14 protein-coding genes and 1 riboswitch are annotated in these 18,531 nt (G+C 63.5%); of the genes, 1 reads left to right on the forward strand and 13 read right to left on the reverse strand.

Annotated features, from left to right (window positions below; genetic code table 11):
- Nucleotides 1–193 precede the first annotated feature (193 nt).
- From C6Y44_RS25765 to C6Y44_RS25825, 13 genes are all read right to left on the reverse strand, one after another.
- Nucleotides 194–697 carry an integrase core domain-containing protein gene (locus C6Y44_RS25765; protein WP_192379061.1) on the reverse strand — a complete coding sequence of 168 codons (504 nt, stop codon included), beginning with the start codon at nucleotides 695–697 and terminating at the stop codon, nucleotides 194–196.
- Nucleotides 698–770: 73 nt separating this feature from the next.
- Nucleotides 771–1,915, reverse strand: a protein-coding gene (locus C6Y44_RS25770) for an IS3 family transposase (RefSeq protein ID WP_225623883.1) whose coding sequence is annotated in 2 segments (ribosomal slippage) — nucleotides 771–1,651 and nucleotides 1,651–1,915 — 1,146 coding nt in all. Because the reading frame shifts where the segments join, the coding sequence is not laid out codon by codon here.
- A gap of 1,290 nt (nucleotides 1,916–3,205) precedes the next feature.
- Nucleotides 3,206–3,490 (reverse strand): YciI family protein, encoded by a 285-nt coding sequence (locus C6Y44_RS25775; RefSeq protein ID WP_088899482.1) that lies wholly within the window; start codon nucleotides 3,488–3,490, stop codon nucleotides 3,206–3,208.
- A gap of 256 nt (nucleotides 3,491–3,746) precedes the next feature.
- The gene (locus tag C6Y44_RS25780) at nucleotides 3,747–5,459 is read right to left on the reverse strand and encodes a sigma-54-dependent Fis family transcriptional regulator (protein ID WP_192379063.1); all 1,713 of its coding nucleotides are present in this window, start codon (nucleotides 5,457–5,459) and stop codon (nucleotides 3,747–3,749) included.
- Between the two features lie 1,366 nt (nucleotides 5,460–6,825).
- Nucleotides 6,826–7,923: a glycoside hydrolase 5 family protein gene (locus tag C6Y44_RS25785; protein WP_192379091.1), complete on the reverse strand. Its 1,098-nt coding sequence runs from the start codon at nucleotides 7,921–7,923 to the stop codon at nucleotides 6,826–6,828.
- A gap of 274 nt (nucleotides 7,924–8,197) precedes the next feature.
- The gene (locus C6Y44_RS25790) at nucleotides 8,198–8,533 is read right to left on the reverse strand and encodes an STAS domain-containing protein (RefSeq protein WP_225623888.1); all 336 of its coding nucleotides are present in this window, start codon (nucleotides 8,531–8,533) and stop codon (nucleotides 8,198–8,200) included.
- Nucleotides 8,534–8,723: 190 nt separating this feature from the next.
- Complete coding sequence (locus C6Y44_RS25795; RefSeq protein ID WP_192379067.1) at nucleotides 8,724–10,271, reverse strand: amidase; 1,548 nt, start codon at nucleotides 10,269–10,271, stop codon at nucleotides 8,724–8,726.
- Between the two features lie 126 nt (nucleotides 10,272–10,397).
- Nucleotides 10,398–11,366 carry a HoxN/HupN/NixA family nickel/cobalt transporter gene (locus tag C6Y44_RS25800; protein ID WP_225623889.1) on the reverse strand — a complete coding sequence of 323 codons (969 nt, stop codon included), beginning with the start codon at nucleotides 11,364–11,366 and terminating at the stop codon, nucleotides 10,398–10,400.
- A 368-nt stretch (nucleotides 11,367–11,734) separates the two neighbouring features.
- Nucleotides 11,735–12,181: a nitrile hydratase accessory protein gene (locus C6Y44_RS25805; RefSeq protein ID WP_088899667.1), complete on the reverse strand. Its 447-nt coding sequence runs from the start codon at nucleotides 12,179–12,181 to the stop codon at nucleotides 11,735–11,737.
- A 1-nt stretch (nucleotide 12,182) separates the two neighbouring features.
- Complete coding sequence (gene nthA, locus C6Y44_RS25810; protein ID WP_088899668.1) at nucleotides 12,183–12,806, reverse strand: nitrile hydratase subunit alpha; 624 nt, start codon at nucleotides 12,804–12,806, stop codon at nucleotides 12,183–12,185.
- A gap of 63 nt (nucleotides 12,807–12,869) precedes the next feature.
- Nucleotides 12,870–13,550, reverse strand: coding sequence for a nitrile hydratase subunit beta (gene nthB / locus C6Y44_RS25815; protein ID WP_088899669.1), 681 nt, complete (start codon nucleotides 13,548–13,550; stop codon nucleotides 12,870–12,872).
- 884 nt (nucleotides 13,551–14,434) lie between these two features.
- Nucleotides 14,435–15,850, reverse strand: a complete 1,416-nt coding sequence (locus C6Y44_RS25820; RefSeq protein ID WP_088899670.1) for a substrate-binding protein — start codon at nucleotides 15,848–15,850, stop codon at nucleotides 14,435–14,437.
- Nucleotides 15,851–15,865: 15 nt separating this feature from the next.
- Nucleotides 15,866–16,204, reverse strand: a complete 339-nt coding sequence (locus C6Y44_RS25825; protein ID WP_120284965.1) for an ArsR/SmtB family transcription factor — start codon at nucleotides 16,202–16,204, stop codon at nucleotides 15,866–15,868.
- Nucleotides 16,205–16,346: 142 nt separating this feature from the next.
- Nucleotides 16,347–16,456, forward strand: a riboswitch (TPP riboswitch).
- On the opposite strand from C6Y44_RS25825, the gene thiC reads away from it, so the two are divergent.
- On the forward strand, nucleotides 16,455–18,212 hold the full coding sequence (gene thiC / locus C6Y44_RS25830; RefSeq protein ID WP_088899676.1) for a phosphomethylpyrimidine synthase ThiC: 1,758 nt from the start codon (nucleotides 16,455–16,457) through the stop codon (nucleotides 18,210–18,212). Its footprint overlaps the riboswitch before it by 2 nt.
- The last annotated feature ends 319 nt before the right edge of the window (nucleotides 18,213–18,531 follow it).

Consider the following 18,531-nt stretch of genomic DNA (forward strand, 5'->3'; position numbering starts at 1 on the left):
GAACGACAAACCGAAGGCATTACCCCGAGGTGCGGACCGGACAAGGTCATCGTGCATCTACTCCTTCACTACGACCCCTGTCATATGATCGTGTGGACGACCTCCTGTCGTTACTGACTCAGCGCCATCTCCGGTGGCAGGTCCCCGATAGTCGGTCCGGTCGTTTCTAGAGCCGGTTCCTCTGTGCAGTCGATCAGTCGATCTCGCACGCCACCGGTTGGTGCCGGTGGGTGCATCCGGCAGCGTACTCGGCGGGGGTCTTGTACCCCAATGCCGAATGACGGTGTCGGTGATTATGGTCGTCCTTGAAGTCCTCGATCACCACCCGGGCCTCGAGCAGAGTGGGCCAGTAGTTGCGGTTCAGACACTCATCGCGCAACCGGTTGTTGAACGACTCGATGAACCCGTTGTTCCACGGCGTGCCCGGCGGAATGTAGGACACCCCCACCGACCCAGCACAGAAGTCCCGCAGCGCTTCCGAGATGAACTCAGGCCCATTGTCCATGCGCAACACCAGCGGCGGCCCACCCCACATCGCGAACGCCTTCTCCAAGCCCTCGATCAACCGGCCGGCGGTGATCGAGCGGTCCACGATGTTCAACAACGACATCCGGGTATGTTCATCGACCATCGACGCGATCTTCACCGTCTTGCCGTCGACGGTCGAATCGAGCTGGAAGTCCAATGCCCACACCACATTCGGAGCATCAGTGGCAGGTCCCCGATAGTCGGTCCGGTCGTTTCTAGAGCCGGTTCCTCTGTGCAGTCGATCAGTCGATCTCGCACGCCACCGGTTGGTGCCGGTGGGTGCATCCGGCAGCGTACTCGGCGGGGGTCTTGTACCCCAATGCCGAATGACGGTGTCGGTGATTATGGTCGTCCTTGAAGTCCTCGATCACCACCCGGGCCTCGAGCAGAGTGGGCCAGTAGTTGCGGTTCAGACACTCATCGCGCAACCGGTTGTTGAACGACTCGATGAACCCGTTGTTCCACGGCGTGCCCGGCGGAATGTAGGACACCCCCACCGACCCAGCACAGAAGTCCCGCAGCGCTTCCGAGATGAACTCAGGCCCATTGTCCATGCGCAACACCAGCGGCGGCCCACCCCACATCGCGAACGCCTTCTCCAAGCCCTCGATCAACCGGCCGGCGGTGATCGAGCGGTCCACGATGTTCAACAACGACATCCGGGTATGTTCATCGACCATCGACGCGATCTTCACCGTCTTGCCGTCGACGGTCGAATCGAGCTGGAAGTCCAATGCCCACACCACATTCGGAGCATCAGCGTCGACGACCGGAACCGAGGACAGGCCGGCACGTTTGCGGCGTGGAGCACGCCGGACCTGCAATCCTTCTTCTTTCCACAGGCGGTGCACCTTCTTCTTGTTCACCTCGATGCCCTGGTCGTAGCGCAGCCATGCCCACGCCCGACGAAACCCGTGCCGCGGATGCTTGCGGGAATACCTGCGCAACTCTGCGCGCAGATCGGCGTCCGGGTCGCCTGGTGTCTGCGCCAACGGCAACCGCCGGTAAACCGATCGGGAGAGCCCAACGACCTTGCACGCGAACCGCTCCGACATCTGTAGGGTGTCGGTGAGCATGGTGATCGCGGCGCGTTTGGCGGTCGGGCTTAGAATTTTCCCTTCGCGATCTCCCGCAACGCGTCCTTCTCCAACTCGGCATCTGCGAGCAATCGCTTGAGCCGGCTGTTCTGCTCCCGCAGTTCCTTGAGCTCCTTCGCCGCATCGGCATCCATGCCGCCGTATTGACGACGCCAGTTGTACAGCGTCGCCGCCGACACCTCGAGCGCGGCGGCGATCTCCTCGCCGTTCTTGCCTTCCGCGGCCAACTCGTCGGCCCGGCGCAGCTTGCGCACGATGTCCTCGGCCGAGTGACGTTTGCGTCCCGCCATGATCCCTATCGTCCCTTCTTCGCCCTTACCAGGGCAATCAGGACTCTAGAACAGCCCGGACCTACTCACAGGGGACACGCCACCGGCGACGGGCCAGCGAGCTCGGATCACTCTGTGTTCGGTCTGCTTGGAATCGGCGCGAATACGTTCTCTCACTGGAGATATGAAGCCGGATCCGGGTAAGCACATCGATACGGAGCCGACGACAGCAACGTACACCTCGATGGGTATCGGTAGGACGACTCTGACCCGCGTCAGCGATTCAGGTCGTGGATGGGCCAGTACGAACACCACAGCGCGCACTGCGGCGATCCGTCGCTACGTCGACATGCTGCGAACAGCTCGCCGGCGAAGGGGGTGTTCTATCGAGGACGGAGAACCCTGCTTCGATCATCGCCTTTGATCACCGAAGCAGGGTCCCGGCAGCCCGAGCGCAGGCAGCAGGTGGGATCTGCCCGTGCCCAGTGGCGGAGGCACGCCGCCTCGCCCATGCCGCATACGCACCATCGGCCGACACGTGGCTCTCGGTGGATGCTCATGAGACGAACCGTCAACAGGTAGTTCGCTGTTTCTGGACCGCATGACTGTCGACGGAAGATACCTGCTCAATCAATATATGTAACAGTATTGTTCACTACTGCGTGACTTTGCCACCCCATCGTTTCTGGATGCTCGTTCAGTGGCCTCGGAGCGTGGAGCACAGTTCTTACCCGAGTCTCGACCATGTGCTCGGTGGCCAAGGCTTCGCCGTGCACCATCCGCGCACATCTACTGAACACGTCCAGTTTCCGTTGGCCAGAGCCTCCCAGATCTCCCGCCCAGGTATCCCGAAGGCTTCGAGGACCCGGCGATCGCTGGGCGCGACATTCTGAAGGGCGGTGGGGGCATAGAAACCGAGTGTGAGGGCGCGGGAACAGCCGTGGCTGACTTCCGGCGTAGCGCCCACGTCAAGGATAGAGAGATCTGTTCCAAGATTGCCGTGTCACACCGGTTTCCGTTGACACGTCGGTTGTGTGAATCTACAGCCGCACCCTGCGCTGATTGTCTCTCGAACCCGTGGATCTGGTTGGACCCGATCAGGCGAGCACTCGATCGGCCGGCTGCATCTCCGTCCGCGCGTTCACTCCACCATGTATCGACGGGCGCCTCAGGACGTCACGTGACGCAATTCCTGGCCCCACATACGATCCGCGCCTTCGTCGAATGCACACACTGTGCGTCCCATCGTCTGGTCAACTGCAAAAATGCTGCATGCTGTGACCAACAGAAGCTAGGCATGCCGCTTCGTCGTCAGATTCCCACGAGGGGTCCGAGGACGGGCTTCCACTGGTAGATGGTCTGGTCGACGACAACACCCTGCGTGACATAGGGGTCCTTGGCGAGCAGGGCCTGCAGGTCGTCTTCGCTGTCCGCCTTGAACACGAGCAGCGCGCCGGCTCCGTCGGCCCAGGCGCCCGCTTCCTGTAGCACGCCTTTGGCGGCCGCGTCCTTGACGAAGACCAGGTGGTCGGCATGGGCGGCCTCTTTGACGGATGCGTCAGTGGTGTACGACCAGATAACAGCGAACAGGGCCATGGTCACTCCTCGGGGGATACGGTCATGAAACGACGCGCGTACTCCTCATGGAATACGTACTCGAGAACGGTAGGGCGTCGGATGCCGCAGCGAGTGTCCTATTTTGCAACACCGTCCGTGCACGACGACGAGGTACAAACGGCATCATTGCTGTCCCGAACAGAGATGGGGAGACGTCCGCTCGGCGTGAGGAAGAGGGTGTCCCCGCAGACTCAGCGGCGAGGATATCCCGTTATACGACAGAGTGTTTCAGGGGTCAGGAACCGAACGTTTCGTTTTCCAGGCCCAGTGCGCGGATCTTGCGGTAGAGGGTCGAGCGGGCCACACCGAGTCGGTGGGCGGCGAGGGATTTGTTGCCGTCGGACTCGTCGAGGGCGCGGACGATCGCTTCGCGTTCGGTGCGTTCGAGCGAGGTCAACCGGCGGCCGGCACCGAGGGTGCGGTAGTCGGCGGGCAGATGTTCGAGTTTGATGTCGAATCCCATCGACCGTGCCGCCGCGGTACTGAGCACCGAGGCGAGTTCGCGCAGGTTGCCGGGCCAGTGATGGTCGATCAACGCCCGATGCGCGGCCGGTTGCAGTTGCGGGGTCGGACGGTCGGGGAATTCGGCGGCGAGCAACTCCCGCGCGAGATCGGTGAGATCTTCGATGCGCTGGCGCAGCGGTGGGATGCACACACTGCGCCGCACATGGGTCTGCACCTGATGGCGCAGATCGTCGGGGGTGCTCGAGGTGGCGGTGGCGATCACCGGTGCACCGAGCTCGACGGCGGCGTCGAGCAACCGCCGGGTAGGAGCGACAGCGTCGTCGGGGACCTCGTCGAGGTGCTCGAGGATGCACGCGAAACTGCCGGACAGACGCGCCCGCAACTCGGCCACCGCCGAGGGGGTCAACGTCGACGCGTCGACGCTCGGGACCGGGGCGTTCGGTCCCCAGCGGTGCTGGATCTGCCGGGCCAGATGGGTTTTGCCGACACCGGACTCGCCGATGATCAGCACCGGCGCGACGGTCGCGGCGATCTCGTCGACCCGGTCCTGGAGTCGGTGCGCGGCCAGGCTGCGGCCGGCGATACGCGTCGCCGGCGCCGCACCGGCGGGCGCGGCGGGGGCCAGGCGGGCGCGCGGACGCGGCGGAGCCGGGGAGGCCAGCGGGCGCAGTTCGATGATCGCGCTGAGCGGATCGGTGGACTCACCGACCCGGCGGGCATGGACCCGCACGTCGATCCCCTCGGCGAAACGCAGCGGTCCTTCCCATTCGTCCTTGGCGGCCAGATGGGTGCTGATCCAGTCCCAGATCATCATCTGATCGGTCGAGTCCATCAACCGTGACACCGTCGGGGTCGCGATCACCGTGTCCCGGCTCATCGCCACCACCGCGGCGTGGCCGCGGCGTTTGCTGCGCATGTATTCGCGCAGCAGGTTCTGCTCGCTGCGGGCGGACAGGGCGAACAGTCGTTCTTCGATGTCGCGTACCGCCGAGAGCACCAGCGGTGCCATCAGCTCGTTGACATCGTCGACCTGGCAGGTGATGTCGACGATGCCGGTCACCGCGCGTGAGACCGGGTCGACGATCGGGGAGCCGACACAGGCCAGCGGGTGCAGCGACTCGAGCAGGTGCTCTTCCCCGCGGACCCGGAACGCTTTGCGTTCTTCGAGGGCGGTGCCGATCCCGTTGGTTCCGGCGCATTCCTCGGCGAAGATGAACCCCGGGGCGACCTGGGCCCGGTCGAGACGACCGAGCAGCGACCGCTGCCCGGCCCGCCGGTCGACGATGGTCGCATCCTGCGAGGCGAGCAGGATCGTCACCGGTGCATCGGCGAGTTGATCGGCCAACCGATCCAGGACCGGCCGCGCCGCACGCACAAGCTTCGGATCGGTGGGTGCGTCGTCGATATAGCGCAGTGGAGAACTGTCGGGTGTCACTCCCATTGCGAGGCAGCGGCGCCAGGACTGTTCGATCTCCGGCCGCATTTTCGGTATGAGATTCTCACAGCTATCGGAACCGTGTTCTTCTGCTTGCTCACGGAACCGGTCGGTTACCACACATCCACCTCCGAAGACCTCACGGCGAGAACGGACTCTATGCAAACGAGGTGACACCGGTTCGGAGTGTCCCAGAACGCTACACCGGGAACTTCTGGACATGTCTTCGGTGCGTGCGAACCTTGTCCAGTGTGTTCACCGGCGTCTTGAGGGCCTGTCGATCCGCACGGTGGCGGAACACGATGCTATTCATCGTGCAGCGTTCCATCTCCTCTGCAGGACCAGGGCCGTTTCGGCCGATGCCATTCCAGTCGATCGGTCCGGCGGAGTCGGCGGAAGTGAACAGTGGGGAGGTGTGCGTTGGCATTGTCGGCGAGGCCGTGCGTCTGCGCGCGTCCGTTCGCGCCGTGTTCCCCTGGAACGACGCTGGTGCGTCACGAAAGCTGTTGGTTGGCAGTGTGACCCCTACTGTCGACCATCAATGCTCCGTGAACTGTATGTGTATATCACAGGGTTCCTGCGCGTGACCACGAGTTGCGTAGCTACCAGTGGGTTTCGTGGCCGGGCAGGGTTCGGGGACAGTGGGGTCGGCTGTGTGGCATTGATCCGGGCGTTCGGAACTCGTCCGTATCTGTCCGACCGGAACCCACGGTTGTGGGAGTGTGCTCGGCGCCGGACTCAGGGGGGTGGAGTCGTTCGTCGGCGGTGTTGGCAAGAAGATCCGGTCTGTCGGGAGATGGGAAGGGGACAGGATGTCACCGGTGCTCGTGGGCGGGTGCTCCGGTGTTGCGGTATCGGAACGGATGAAAAGCCATGTAATTTGCTGTTACGGCGAGTTTTTCGCTAGTCTTTTGGTGTTGGAGCGAGTCGCCCTATCGGGGAGGACGGGGCCTTGTTTCAACATTCTGTTCTCCGTGCTTGGAACCTCGCCCCTGCTGTTCCGAGTTGCTACGCGACTATGTCCGAGTCGCTGCGCAGTACCGAGAACGAGAACCCCGTTTCGTCGCTCTGCGACGAACCGTCGCCGCCCCCTGTCGGCGACAGGTGCGGGAGCCGTCGGTGTCCGCCTCGACAATGCCAAGCGGGCACCGACGGTGCCTCCCGATACGACCTAATCGACTTCCATCAGAAGTACTAGTGCACAAACAATTTCGGAATCGCGTTCGATTCGTGGAATAAGGGAAGACGACTTCACGCGGTGGGGCGTCGAGCCCGGACACAGAATACCGGTATCCGCGGCCGCCAGGTACTCGTCACCTTCACCATGGTGAGTGGGGCGGAAGCCGGCCCGAGCAGTCGGTTCCGTGGCCTCCGGGACGACCGTCACCCCGACGCGCTGGCCCAGGGCGTGGCCCTATCTCATCTGGGGCAAGCCGTGGATGGGGTCGAAGGGTCCGATGTCGTACGTGCATTCCTGTGGTCGAGGATCCGGTACGAAGGCCCACAACAGCGCCCCGGCAGCGCCCATCGTGTGATACCTGTCGATCTGGGCACCGATGCGGGTTGCGCGTTCGGTCAGGGGCATGCAGTTTCCAGCGCGGATCCCGAACTCGGTTACAAGCACAGGTTTTTCGGTTTGTTCGAGTCGCAGTGGGAGGAATGCCGCATCGTCGTAGTCGTGGTACTGAACCACGTCCAGATGGGGCGAGGCAGCGACCAGCGTATAACCGCCGTCGGCGAGACCGCACTGCTCGCCCCCGAGAAGACCGAGCGTGAGCAGGTGTCGCCGATCGTGCGCACGAGCCACCGCCCCGGCCGCATCGACCCAGTCGCGCAGCACCTGCGGCGAGTCTTCCGGGCACCGACGTTGGTGCAGGTCGCAGTCGGGGGTGGTACAGACGCCGACCTCGGGTTCACCGAGTAGTTCCCACGCCGCGACCGAAGGCGATCCGGCCCAGCGATCGACGGCGGCGGCAACCCACTCGCTGTAGCTCAGCGGCATGTCGGTGGGCTCCTGCCATCCGCCGAGATACCACTCGCGCGTCTTGTATTGCTCGTCCTCGCAGGCGCCGTCCTGGGCGGCGAGCACCGGGATGAGTAACTGTCGGTGCTGTTCGGCGGCCGCGAACACCGCATCGATCGGTTCGAAGTTCAGCTTGCCGTTGCGCTTGTCCACGGCCAGATTCTGAAAGGCATTGAATCGGGTCACTGTCCCCGGTTGGCGAGACGAGAAGTAGGAGTCCAGATCCACCATCGCTCCGCAACCGGCGTTGACCGTCCAGTCCGTAGCCAGTTGATAGGCATTGAAGCCGGTCGGCCACCAGGGTCGGCCGTCGAGGTGCAAAGTACCGCCGGTGGTGGTCACCCGCAGCGGATGAGCATACGGGACCCACGGGGTGGAGGTCGGCGCACCTGTGTCCTCACCTGGCGATGCCGCACCGGGCCCAGGGATGGAGCACGCGGTCACGAGGGCAATGACCAGAAGCATCGCCGACATGCAGACGATTCGCATCCAGGTCATATCGGTGCCTCGCCCAGGTTTCCAGGTTTCCCGACTCGACGGGTGAGCATCGGGATATCGACAGGTGCACAGGCAGAACGCGCACGCTCGATGAGCTGCGTCGATGCGGGTGCACCGGTGACAGTTGTCGACGTGAACTGCCCAGAGGCGTCTTTCGAGAACATGGGTTTCACTTTGGGTTCCATGATTTGGATGGAGTGCAGAGGTGGCTGTGGGCCGGCAGCTCTGCAGCGGTGGGCTTCTGTGCCTGTTCGAGCGTGGCGGATCACCGGATGCGTTCCATAGCAGCCTCGACCGACGGCGACAGTGTGATCACCGACTGCAGGCGGGTCCGTTCGATCATCGCCTTCACCCGGGCGCTGGGTGCGGCGAATGTCAGGGAACGACAGTGCGTCCGTGCCGTCTTGGTGGCATGGATCATCACACCGAGGCCGGTGGAATCTACAGCGGTCACGCTCCCGAGATCGACGACAACATCGGTATTCTCGGCCAGGGCTCGGTCCAGACGCTGCCGCAGCCGAGCCGACGATGCGCCGCGCAGCACGCCGATCGGGCGCAGCATCAGGATGCTGTTCTCTACGCGTTCTTCGCAAGATTGCATGCGGAGTCCTTCGTTCGGCAATGGCGCCCTTTCTCGGGAAAGTCCGTCCAGAGCAAGGGCGTACGGTGACCTGGGTGTCCTCACTCCCCGAATGCGCGTCCGGGTCGAGGAGGGAGGTGTCCGACAGTTACCGGTTCCGCCCGACCGTACGAGTTCGCAGCGTGTGGTCTCGTACGGTCGGGCGAATGGGTTATGTCAGGGTGCCGGCGGCAGCCGGCGGGACAGGATAGTTGCCCACTGCATGTTCGTAGAGCTGGGCGACGCGCAGCACTGTCGCGTCGTCGAAATGCTTGCCGATGATCATCATTCCGGTGGGAAGCCCGTGGACCAGGTCAGCGGGGACACTGCAGGCGGGGTGACCGGTGACGTCGAATGGTGCGGTGTTGATGATCATCGACAGTGCGGTGTCCAGATAGTCGGCCAACGGAATGTCCGTGGTCGGGATCTTGGTGGCGGTGTAGGGGAGGGTGGGCATCACCAGCACGTCGTACCGCGCCAAGGCGGCGTCGTAGGCGGCGCGGACTTCGGGGACGAGTTGGCGGGCCATGGCGTAGTACTTGCCGCCGCCTACTTCCAGTGTGTAGCGCCCGGACATCCCGACGAGTTTGACTGTCTTCGACAGTTGGTGACCGTGCTCGAGTCGTTGACGAGAGAAGTGGGCGATCAGTTCGGGATCGTAGAAGCCATCAGTGTTCATGCCGTAGGCATTGCCGTCGAGCATCTGGTAGGCCGCTCCCTCGGTGGCGATCACGTTCCAGACGGCCATTGCATCGAGGTGCCAGGGGATCGAGACTTCTTCGACGGTAAGTCCGGACGAGCGCAGTACGTCGATGGCGGTGCGGACGGCATCGTCGACGGCAGCGTCGGAGACAGGGGTGTCGAAGCCTTCGGTGACCACACCCACGCGCAGACCCGATGCGGGTTCGGCCAGCGCCGCGAGGTAGTCCACCGGTTCGATCCGGTGGGTCTGTCGGGGATCTAGGCCGTCGGTGCCGGCGAGGACGGTGAGCATTGCGGCGGCGTCGCTGACCGTGCGCGTCATCGGACCGAGGTGGTCGATGGTTCGCTCGATGGGAAATGCTCCCGTATAGGGGACCAGTCCGTGGGTGGGTTTGTGTCCGACGATGCCGCAGAACGCGGCGGGGATGCGGATCGAACCGCCCTGGTCGCCGCCGACTGCCATATCCACCTGGCCGCTGGCGACCAGGGCGCCGCTGCCGCTGGACGAGCCGCCGGTGATGCGGCTTTCGTCCCAGGGGTTGCGGACCGGCTGGGGGTGGGAAGTGAAGCTGGCGCCGGAGAAGCAGAGATCTTCGCACACCGCTTTGCCGGTGATGGTTGCGCCGGCGTCGAGCAGGCGGCGTACGACGGTGGCGTCGTAGCGTGGGGTGAAGCCCTCGACGGTTCGGGAGCCGTTCATCATCGGCACGCCGGCGACTGCGACGTTGTCCTTCACGGCGACCGTTCGCCCGGCGAGGGGGCCATCGTCGGTTTCGTTAATCGAGGTGGTGACGTACCAGGCGCTCAGCGGGTTCTCGTCCGCCGAGGGTGAGGTCCATGACCGCTGAGGCGGCTCGGGCGCGGTGCGCTCGTAGAGGCGTTCGACGGTTTCTGAGGACGCGAGCGTCGCTTCGAGCGCCGGTGCGAACTCTTCGAGTTCCGGCGTCGTCAGTCCGAATCGGAAGTGGTTGTTCAGGGCCGACATTTGGTTGGAGTTGGGGGGAGTCATCGAAGACATGAGGTTCCCTTCGAATATGTGAACAGCATCATCGAGTGGGGGAGGGAGGGATCGCTCGGTGCGCTGTGTCGTAAGTGTCCGTCAGCGTTATGGGTATCTCGGTGGCTGATGTGATCGTGGGCGCCTTCAGTTCCGTTGAGGTTTCAGGTGATTGAACAGCAACGCGCCTGTCCAGGTGAGGATGAAGGCGGCTGCGACGGCGTAGCCGAGGAATTCGAAGTTTTCGGAGATGTCACCGATCGGGGACAGCGCAGCGAACATGGGCAGGTGTGCCAGTAGTGCACATACGTAGATGCCGGCTACGAAGAGGCCGATGATCACGGTGGCGCCGGTCGTCGCAATGTTGAAGTTCAGTCGACGCTGGGGGTCCTGGTACGACCACGAGTATGCGCGGGTCATGAACAAGGAGTCCGCTGTGTCGAACGTGCTCATCCCCGCGGCGAAGAGTAACGGGAGGCTGAGCACAGCGGCTATCGACAATGTGCCCCCGGTGGCTGCCGAAGCGGTGAGGGTGAGCAGGGTGACCTCGGAGGCGGTCTCGAGCCCCAGTCCCATCAACAGGCCGACGGGGTACATGTGCCAGGACGATCGAACCAGTCCGCGCCAGCGGTTGCCCCGTAGGCGGGTGAATAGCCCGCGCTCACTGAGTCTGCTCTCGAGGTCGCCGGTGATGTCCGATCCGGCGCGTACCTGTCGGGACAGGCAAAGCAGATTGCGCAGGACCACACTGTTGAGTCCTGCAACGATCAACAGGAAGGTGACGGCGACGACGGTGGCGACCAACCCGCCGATTTCCTGTACTCCTTCGAGTTCGGTCGTGGTCAGGGCGCTCGCGCCCAGTGCCACGACGAGGGCAAGGACAACGACGACGGTCGAGTGTCCCATCGCGAAGAAGAATCCGACTCCGACGGGACGGCGTCCCCGTAGCAGCATCAGGCGTGTCGTGTCGTCGATTGCCGCGATGTGGTCGGCGTCGAATGCGTGACGAACGCCGAGCACGTAGGCGAGCACACCGGATCCGGCGAGGCCCCCGGCCGCTGCCGGGTTGCCCGAGTATCCCAAGTACAGCGCCACGCCCAAGACGTGCAGGATCACGATGGCACCGACAACGGACGCCAACCGTCGGCGCTCGGTTCGAGTCCAGGCACCACCTATGTGGTGCGGTGTAATGGTGGTGCTGGTCAAACGCTTGTCCTTCAGATGATTCGCAGCGTTTTTCGGATACGCCTGAGACTGAAATGTTCGGGGTGCCGCGGGTGCGGTGCGGGGATGATCCGGCCCGATTCGAGCCGCGGTACCGGTGACGCTCCGTAGGTCGGCGGTGGAGCCGGGTCTGAAGACCGGGAAGATACTGATGTCGCGGCGTTCGGGGTTCGCACCAACAGTCGTCGTTACACGGGGCGCGCTTCCGGGAGCGACTCGACGTTGGTGAACCCGCTGGGTTCGCGGCGACGAGGTTCCGGCTACCCGTCGGAGTCAGTGGTGGGTGTGCCGATGGCGTGCACGGCGATGGGATCACGCACGGCGTGCTGGTGATGGGCGCCGGCGGGCGTTGCCAGCACCTGCTCGGTACGGTGCGCGAGTTCCTCGCCTGCGACAAATCCCTTGTCGTGCAGCAGCTCTTCGAGTGCGAGCATCCAACGCTCGTAGTAACTCCACTGCTCGGTGGTGGCGTGTTCGGCTTCCCACTGTTTGATCGACTCGATCAGGCGGGACTGGAATTCGTCCCATTCGAATCGGCCCTGGCCATGCAATGCGGTGGCAATGCTGAAGGCGCGGATCTCCCAGGCCTGATCGAAGGCGACCTCGCCGGAGCGGCGGGGGATTCGTTCGTTGAACGGCAGATTCTGTACCAGGTCGCCGAGGTTGGCTTCGAGACCCGGGTGGGGTTGTTCGTTGAGTCGGGGCATGTCAGGCCTTGCTGGGTGTGGTGGGGACGGATACGCCGATGAGCGAGTCGCGGGTGACGAGGTCGGCGAGTTGTTCTTCGGTGAAGTTCTCGGTGCCGGCTGGGCGTTGCGGCAGGACCCAGTAGCGAAGTTCGGCACTCGAGTCCCATATCCGGATCTCGACGTCAGGGTCGGGGGTATATCCGAATTCGGCCAGCACACCTCGGGGGTCGCGGACAGCGCGGGCGCGGTAGGCGGGGTACTTGTACCAGTTGGGTGGCAGGCCGAGAACCGGCCACGGATAGCACGAGCACAAGGTACATACGACCATGTTGTGGACCGTGCCGGTGTTTTCCAGCACGACCATTTCTTCGCCCTGCATGCCGCCGACGCCCATTTCACGGCAGGCGCTGGTGGCGTCGGTGAGCAGGCGCTGCTTGAACTCGGGATCGACCCAGGCGCGGGCGACGATCTTGGCGCCGAGTTGAGGACCGACCTCGTTCTCGTAGACCGAGGACATGTGGTCGATGGCGTCGGTGGAGATCAGGCCCTTGTCGACGAGGATGGCCTCCATGGCCTTCACGCGTGCGGCGATCTCCTCGTTCGATCGTGGCAACGTGCCCTGGACGGGATTGTGGGCGGTCATCGGGGTGGGCTCGTTTCTGTCTGTGGTGAAGGGACGTCTCGCTGGGTGGACCGGATGACCTGGTCAGGCCGGTAGCAGATACGGTTCGAACACGTCGATGTGATTGACGACGTTCGGGGCGGCAGGTTCACCCCACAACTCGGTCGCCGAGAACCGCACGGTGTACAGGTGTTCGGGGCTTTCGCCGGCGCCGAGTGCGTTGGTGTCCGGAAAGACATACGCGCCGTGGGTCGCCACGACTTCGCCGACACGACCGCGGACGTATCCGGCGCGGCGGGTGTGGGTGTTCGGTGAGGCGTCCGACCGCACGATGACTTTGTCGCCTACGGCGAATGCGGCCTCGGTGTCGGTCGGGCGTCGGTAATCGGCTCCGTGGGTGATCAGTTGCGAGATCGTCTCCACCAGTTGCGGATCCTGCCGCGTGGGGGTCGTGTCGTCCGGATGGTCCATGTAGTACTGGGTGCGGCGGTCGAGTTCGTCGGAATCGAAGATGCCCGCCTCGATGCCGTGGTGGATCATCGCGTGCATCCAGTGCTCGTAGTATTGCGAGGTCAGGTAGTCGTGCGGGGGGATCTGCTCCATCGCGCCCCGGAACTGGTCGAGATTGAACGCGCCGGCCAGCGCCATCGCCGGGAACATCGTCAAAACCGACCGCTCCCAATCGGAATGGAAAACAGGTTCATCGGATTCGGGCTTGATCGGACCCAGGCCGGCGCGGCCACCGAGGTCGTGGATTCCATCCATGAAATGCTCTCCTTGTGCCGTGAGTCACCAACCCTATGTGCCCTCGTCTAATGCGTCAACACGTCATGACCGGATGACATGTTACTGTTCTGTTACCGACGAACAGGGGTGATCCGCACCGTGGGCTGTCCGAACGTGGATGCGTCGGCGCGAGTGGCTCCAGGGAGCTCCAGAGAGAAAGTGAACATCCCCACCATCCGTCTGGAGGTACGATCGTGGAGACCTATCCGGTGTGTGGGTTGCCTGCAATAGAGCGCCGCACTCGCCTGTGTCGGCACGAGCGTACTGGTAGTCATTCTTTATTGCCACGTGTATCGCGCTCACGCGCTGTGGACAGTGGGGCAATGGCCCGATAATCTGAGTTCGATTGCCGCGCATTCACTCTGTGGCTCAACCGCGCTGACGGCCACAAATTCGACCACACTGCTGTTTGTTTCGGAGACTGGAAGACGTTCGTCGAGCCCCCGGAACGAATCGTGAACCGTCTGCATTCGGAGCTATCTCAAAAGATGCTGACTGTGGCCGGAAGTGTCGCAGAGAGACGTTCACAAAGGAAGGCGAAGAATGAAGTCAGAACGACCCCCGAGAGGGAAGCAGATCTCGCAGAAAGCCTCGACCTCCGCGACCGGTCCCGATCCCACAGAGGAGGATCTGGCAGCTGTCATTGTCGCCTTGACCGGGATCGACATCGCGTCGAATGGCGGTAACGCGGGACCCGAGCGTAGCCGGAAGCAATCCTGGCGACGCTGATGCACAGACGACCCCGAGTTGCGCTCGGTGGTTGCGCATCCGTCCGGCCGGGAACGAAACTGCAGACGGAGCGAGCACGCCGATATGACCAGGCATATGCCCTGGTCTTCGGTATCAGCAAGCGAGGTCTCAACTCATCCGAGGGCAGGATACAGTTCTGTGCCGGTCGCTTTCGTCAAATGGAGCTGCTGCCTGAGTCGGTCCTCGCTCAAGGTGACGGTGCCCCGCGGTAGCTGAAACTCGCCGTGACGCATTGCCGCGGCGATCCGCTCGCTATCCTCGGCTTTCCGGGCCGCTTGCCACCATATGTGAACTGCCTCGAACACAGACTCGCTCAACGTCGACAGCGGCGGTGCCCAAGGACCGAATTGCGCCCGGTACCTCTTCAGAAGCGAGGCGTTACCTTCCGTTTGTAATCCTTGGAAGTACCCCGAGACGGAGTAGAGGCCACGGGCCGCTTCGTCGCCGATGTACGTCAGCGTGGACTCCTCCAAGGCGGGCGCCAGAGTGATGCACTGATCCCGCAATCCCATTGCATAGCATTGCCGCTCGAACGCAACAGCATCAGCTCCGACGAAGGTCGACAGTACGATGTCGGCACCCGATTTCTGGATCGATTCGATGATCGGGGCGAAGTCACGAGTTCCCAGAGACGCGAACTTTTCCCCGACGACTCCGGCGCCGTACCGAGGCAACAGTTGGCGTGCCAGGCCGTGTGTCGTACGGGGCCAACAATAATCGTCGCCGGCCAGAAACCATCGTCGCACCCCCTCCATCCGCATGAGTGGTTTCACGGCTGCTGCCAACTGGTCGTCCGGCCGCTCACCGAGCTGGAGGCGGAGACGATCGCCGCGCCCTCCTTCGTTCATGACCGGCTGTACCAGCAGCACGGGTGCATCACTGAGCGCCTCGGCAACGGCGGTGTAGGTAGCCGATGTGGCGGCGACCAGAATGGTCCGGCAGCCTGCCTGGACGAGTCGTCGCGCTTCCATGACGCCGGTCTGCGGGTCTGTGGCGTCATCACCCACGATCAACTCGACTGGACTGCCGTGGATACCGCCCTCGGCATTGATTTCCTCCAGTGCCAGCATGGCGGCGTTGTCAATCGAGGTGGCGAAGAGGCTGCCGGGTCCGGATTTCGACGTCAACAATCCCAGACGGGGATGGGAAGAGGCGTTTCGAGAGGTAGGGAACCCTCGACGCCGCATCAACCATTCCAATCCGGGCTGGTCGAGTTCGGCGATGAGCCGAACCCTCGTACCACCGTTTGCGGCTTCGAAACGGAGTTTGATACGCCCTCGCCAGGGCTGGTCGTGCACGATATCGAGGTACGCATGCGGACGTGCGGCAGCAATACGGCCGAGGATTTCGACCGGTTCTGCGCCGGAACCGCTGAGGTGGACCGCCATACGCACGGCAGCGCCGGGTTCGACCCGATCGCATACCGCGCCGAAGAGCCATCCCGCCTCGTCGCCTGCTCCGAAAAGGCTGTAGGCCACCGAGGGTGGGGATGCGGTCCACTCTTCGGCGTGCAGTACGAGCTGGGTCACCGTGTTTCCTGGAAGCTATGCACGTCGCAAGGTTGTGTCGGTGGCAGCGGTGCGGTCTGCGGCCTCGACGGCATCTGACAGGGCTCCTCGGAACAATTCCTGCAACATTGCAATGACATCGCGTGCGGGACCGGCCGGGTCGATCGAGTAGAAACGGAAGCGTCCGGCCTTACGTTCGGTGACCAGGCCCGCGTGCCGCAGGATCCGGAGGTGGTTCGAGACGCCGGTGCGTCCCACGCTGTCGATCTGGTCGACCAGTTCGTTGACGCTGCACTCGTCACGCTCTGCCAGCACAGTGAGAATGGCTCGCCGTACAGGGTCGGCGAGGGCATCGAAGGCCAGCTGTGCGGACAAGATCCCGATCTCCTCGAGTCAACAGTCAATGACATATAGAAGAGTACCTCCTCGTAGCTCGTACAGGACGGGCCGACTTCGCACCGCTCCGACGACCGGACCAGCTACATCTGCAGCGGGAGAAGCCGGGTGTTAGGGTCTGTGCCGTCCCCACGGGAGCCCTATTGCAGGGGCTGAGATCGGGCTGAGGCAGCCTGCGACCGTCGAACCTGCCCGGGTAATGCCGGCGAAGGAAGTAGGAACGATTCCGATGAGTGCACCCAATTCGCATGCCCTGAGCTATGTCCACGACGAGGAACACGACCTGCGTGTACCTGTCACAGAGATCCGCTTGAACGACTCTCCCGGCGGGGTGCCGAACCCGCCGCTGCAGGTCTACCGCACTGCAGGTCCCGATAGCGATCCGCTGGTCGGGCTCCCGCCGACGCGCGCCGACTGGATCGCTGCTCGCGGCGACGTCGAGCACTACCCGGGGCGAGAACGGGATCTGCTCGACGATGGCCGCTCGGCGGTGCGGCGTGGAGAGGCGTCCCGGGAGTGGAAGGGGCCCCGACCTGTCCCGGTGCGAGCGAAGACAGGCCGGACGGTCACGCAGATGCACTATGCCCGGGCGGGGATCATCACCCAGGAAATGCGGTTCGTGGCGCTGCGGGAGAACTGCGACGTGGAACTGGTGCGCTCGGAGGTGGCGGCGGGTCGGGCGATCATCCCCGCCAACGTCAACCACCCCGAGTCCGAGCCGATGATCATCGGCAAGTCCTTCCTGGTGAAGATCAATGCCAACATCGGCAACTCAGCGGTGACCAGCTCCATCGTCGACGAAGTCGACAAGATGCGCTGGGCCACCCGTTGGGGCGCGGACACTGTGATGGACCTGTCCACCGGCGAAGATATCCACACCACCCGAGAGTGGATCATTCGCAACTCCCCGGTGCCGATCGGCACGGTGCCGATCTACCAGGCTCTGGAGAAGGTCGCCGGCCAGGCCGATGCGCTGACGTGGGAGATCTTCCGCGACACCGTGATCGAGCAGTGTGAGCAGGGTGTGGACTACATGACCATCCACGCCGGAGTGCTGCTGCGCTACGTACCGCTCACGGCCGAGCGGCTCACCGGCATCGTCTCCCGAGGTGGGTCCATCATGGCCGGTTGGTGCCTCGCCCATCACGAGGAAAATTTTCTCTACACCCACTTCGACGAACTGTGTGAGATCTTCGCCCGCTACGACGTGGCATTTTCCCTCGGGGACGGGCTGCGACCGGGGTCGATCGCCGACGCCAACGACGCCGCGCAGTACGCTGAACTGGACACCCTTGCCGAACTGACCACCCGTGCCTGGGCTCACGACGTTCAGGTGATGGTCGAAGGCCCTGGCCACATCCCGATCCATCGGGTACGGGAAAATGTGGAGCGTCAGCAGAAGTTATGTCATGGAGCGCCTTTCTACACCCTGGGGCCGCTGGTGACCGACATTACTCCGGGCTACGACCACATCACCTCCGCGATCGGGGCCACCGAGATCGCCCGCCATGGCACCGCGATGCTGTGTTACGTCACCCCGAAGGAGCATCTGGGACTGCCGAATCGGGACGACGTGAAGACCGGGGTCATCACGTACAAGATCGCCGCTCATGCTGCCGACATCGCCAAGGGCCATCCCGGTGCCGTCGAGCGTGACGACGCGTTGTCGAAGGCGCGTTTCGAGTTTCGGTGGCGGGATCAGTTCGCTCTGTCGCTGGATCCGGATACGGCCGAGCAGTTCCATGACGAGACGCTTCCGGCTGAACCGGCCAAGACGGCGCACTTCTGCTCGATGTGTGGGCCGAAGTTCTGCTCGATGCGTATCTCCCAAGACATCCGGACCAGGTTCGGTGACGCCGCCGACCAGGCCGCCGTCGCCGGGATGCAACATATGTCCGACCAGTTCAGGGCCGCCGGCAGCACGGTGTATTTGGATGCCCCTACTGTCCTGTCCTCCGAAAGTAAGCGTGTGACACAGGACAACTGAGGTCGCAGGGGCGTTGAGTCCAGGTGACGGGAGGACACGGACGCAACGCCCTCAGCGGCGTGACGCACGCCCGCACTTGCTCTGCCGGGTGGCGTTGTGTCGCGATGACGAAGGTGGTCGAGGACGGAGGCGGCATCGATGTGCGGTTTCGCGGTGCCGGCGACCGTCCGGGTTCGAGCACGAGGGGAATGAGATTCAGCGGCGGTATCCACTCGTGCTCAACGAAAGTGCCCATGTGTGAGCGGGGTCCGCTGTAGCAGTGATCGGGTGCCGGCGGGCGAGGCGGTGACGACATCGCCCACCTCGCTGCCGAATCGGG

This window comes from Rhodococcus rhodochrous (genome assembly GCF_014854695.1).
Classification (GTDB): Bacteria; Actinomycetota; Actinomycetes; order Mycobacteriales; family Mycobacteriaceae; genus Rhodococcus.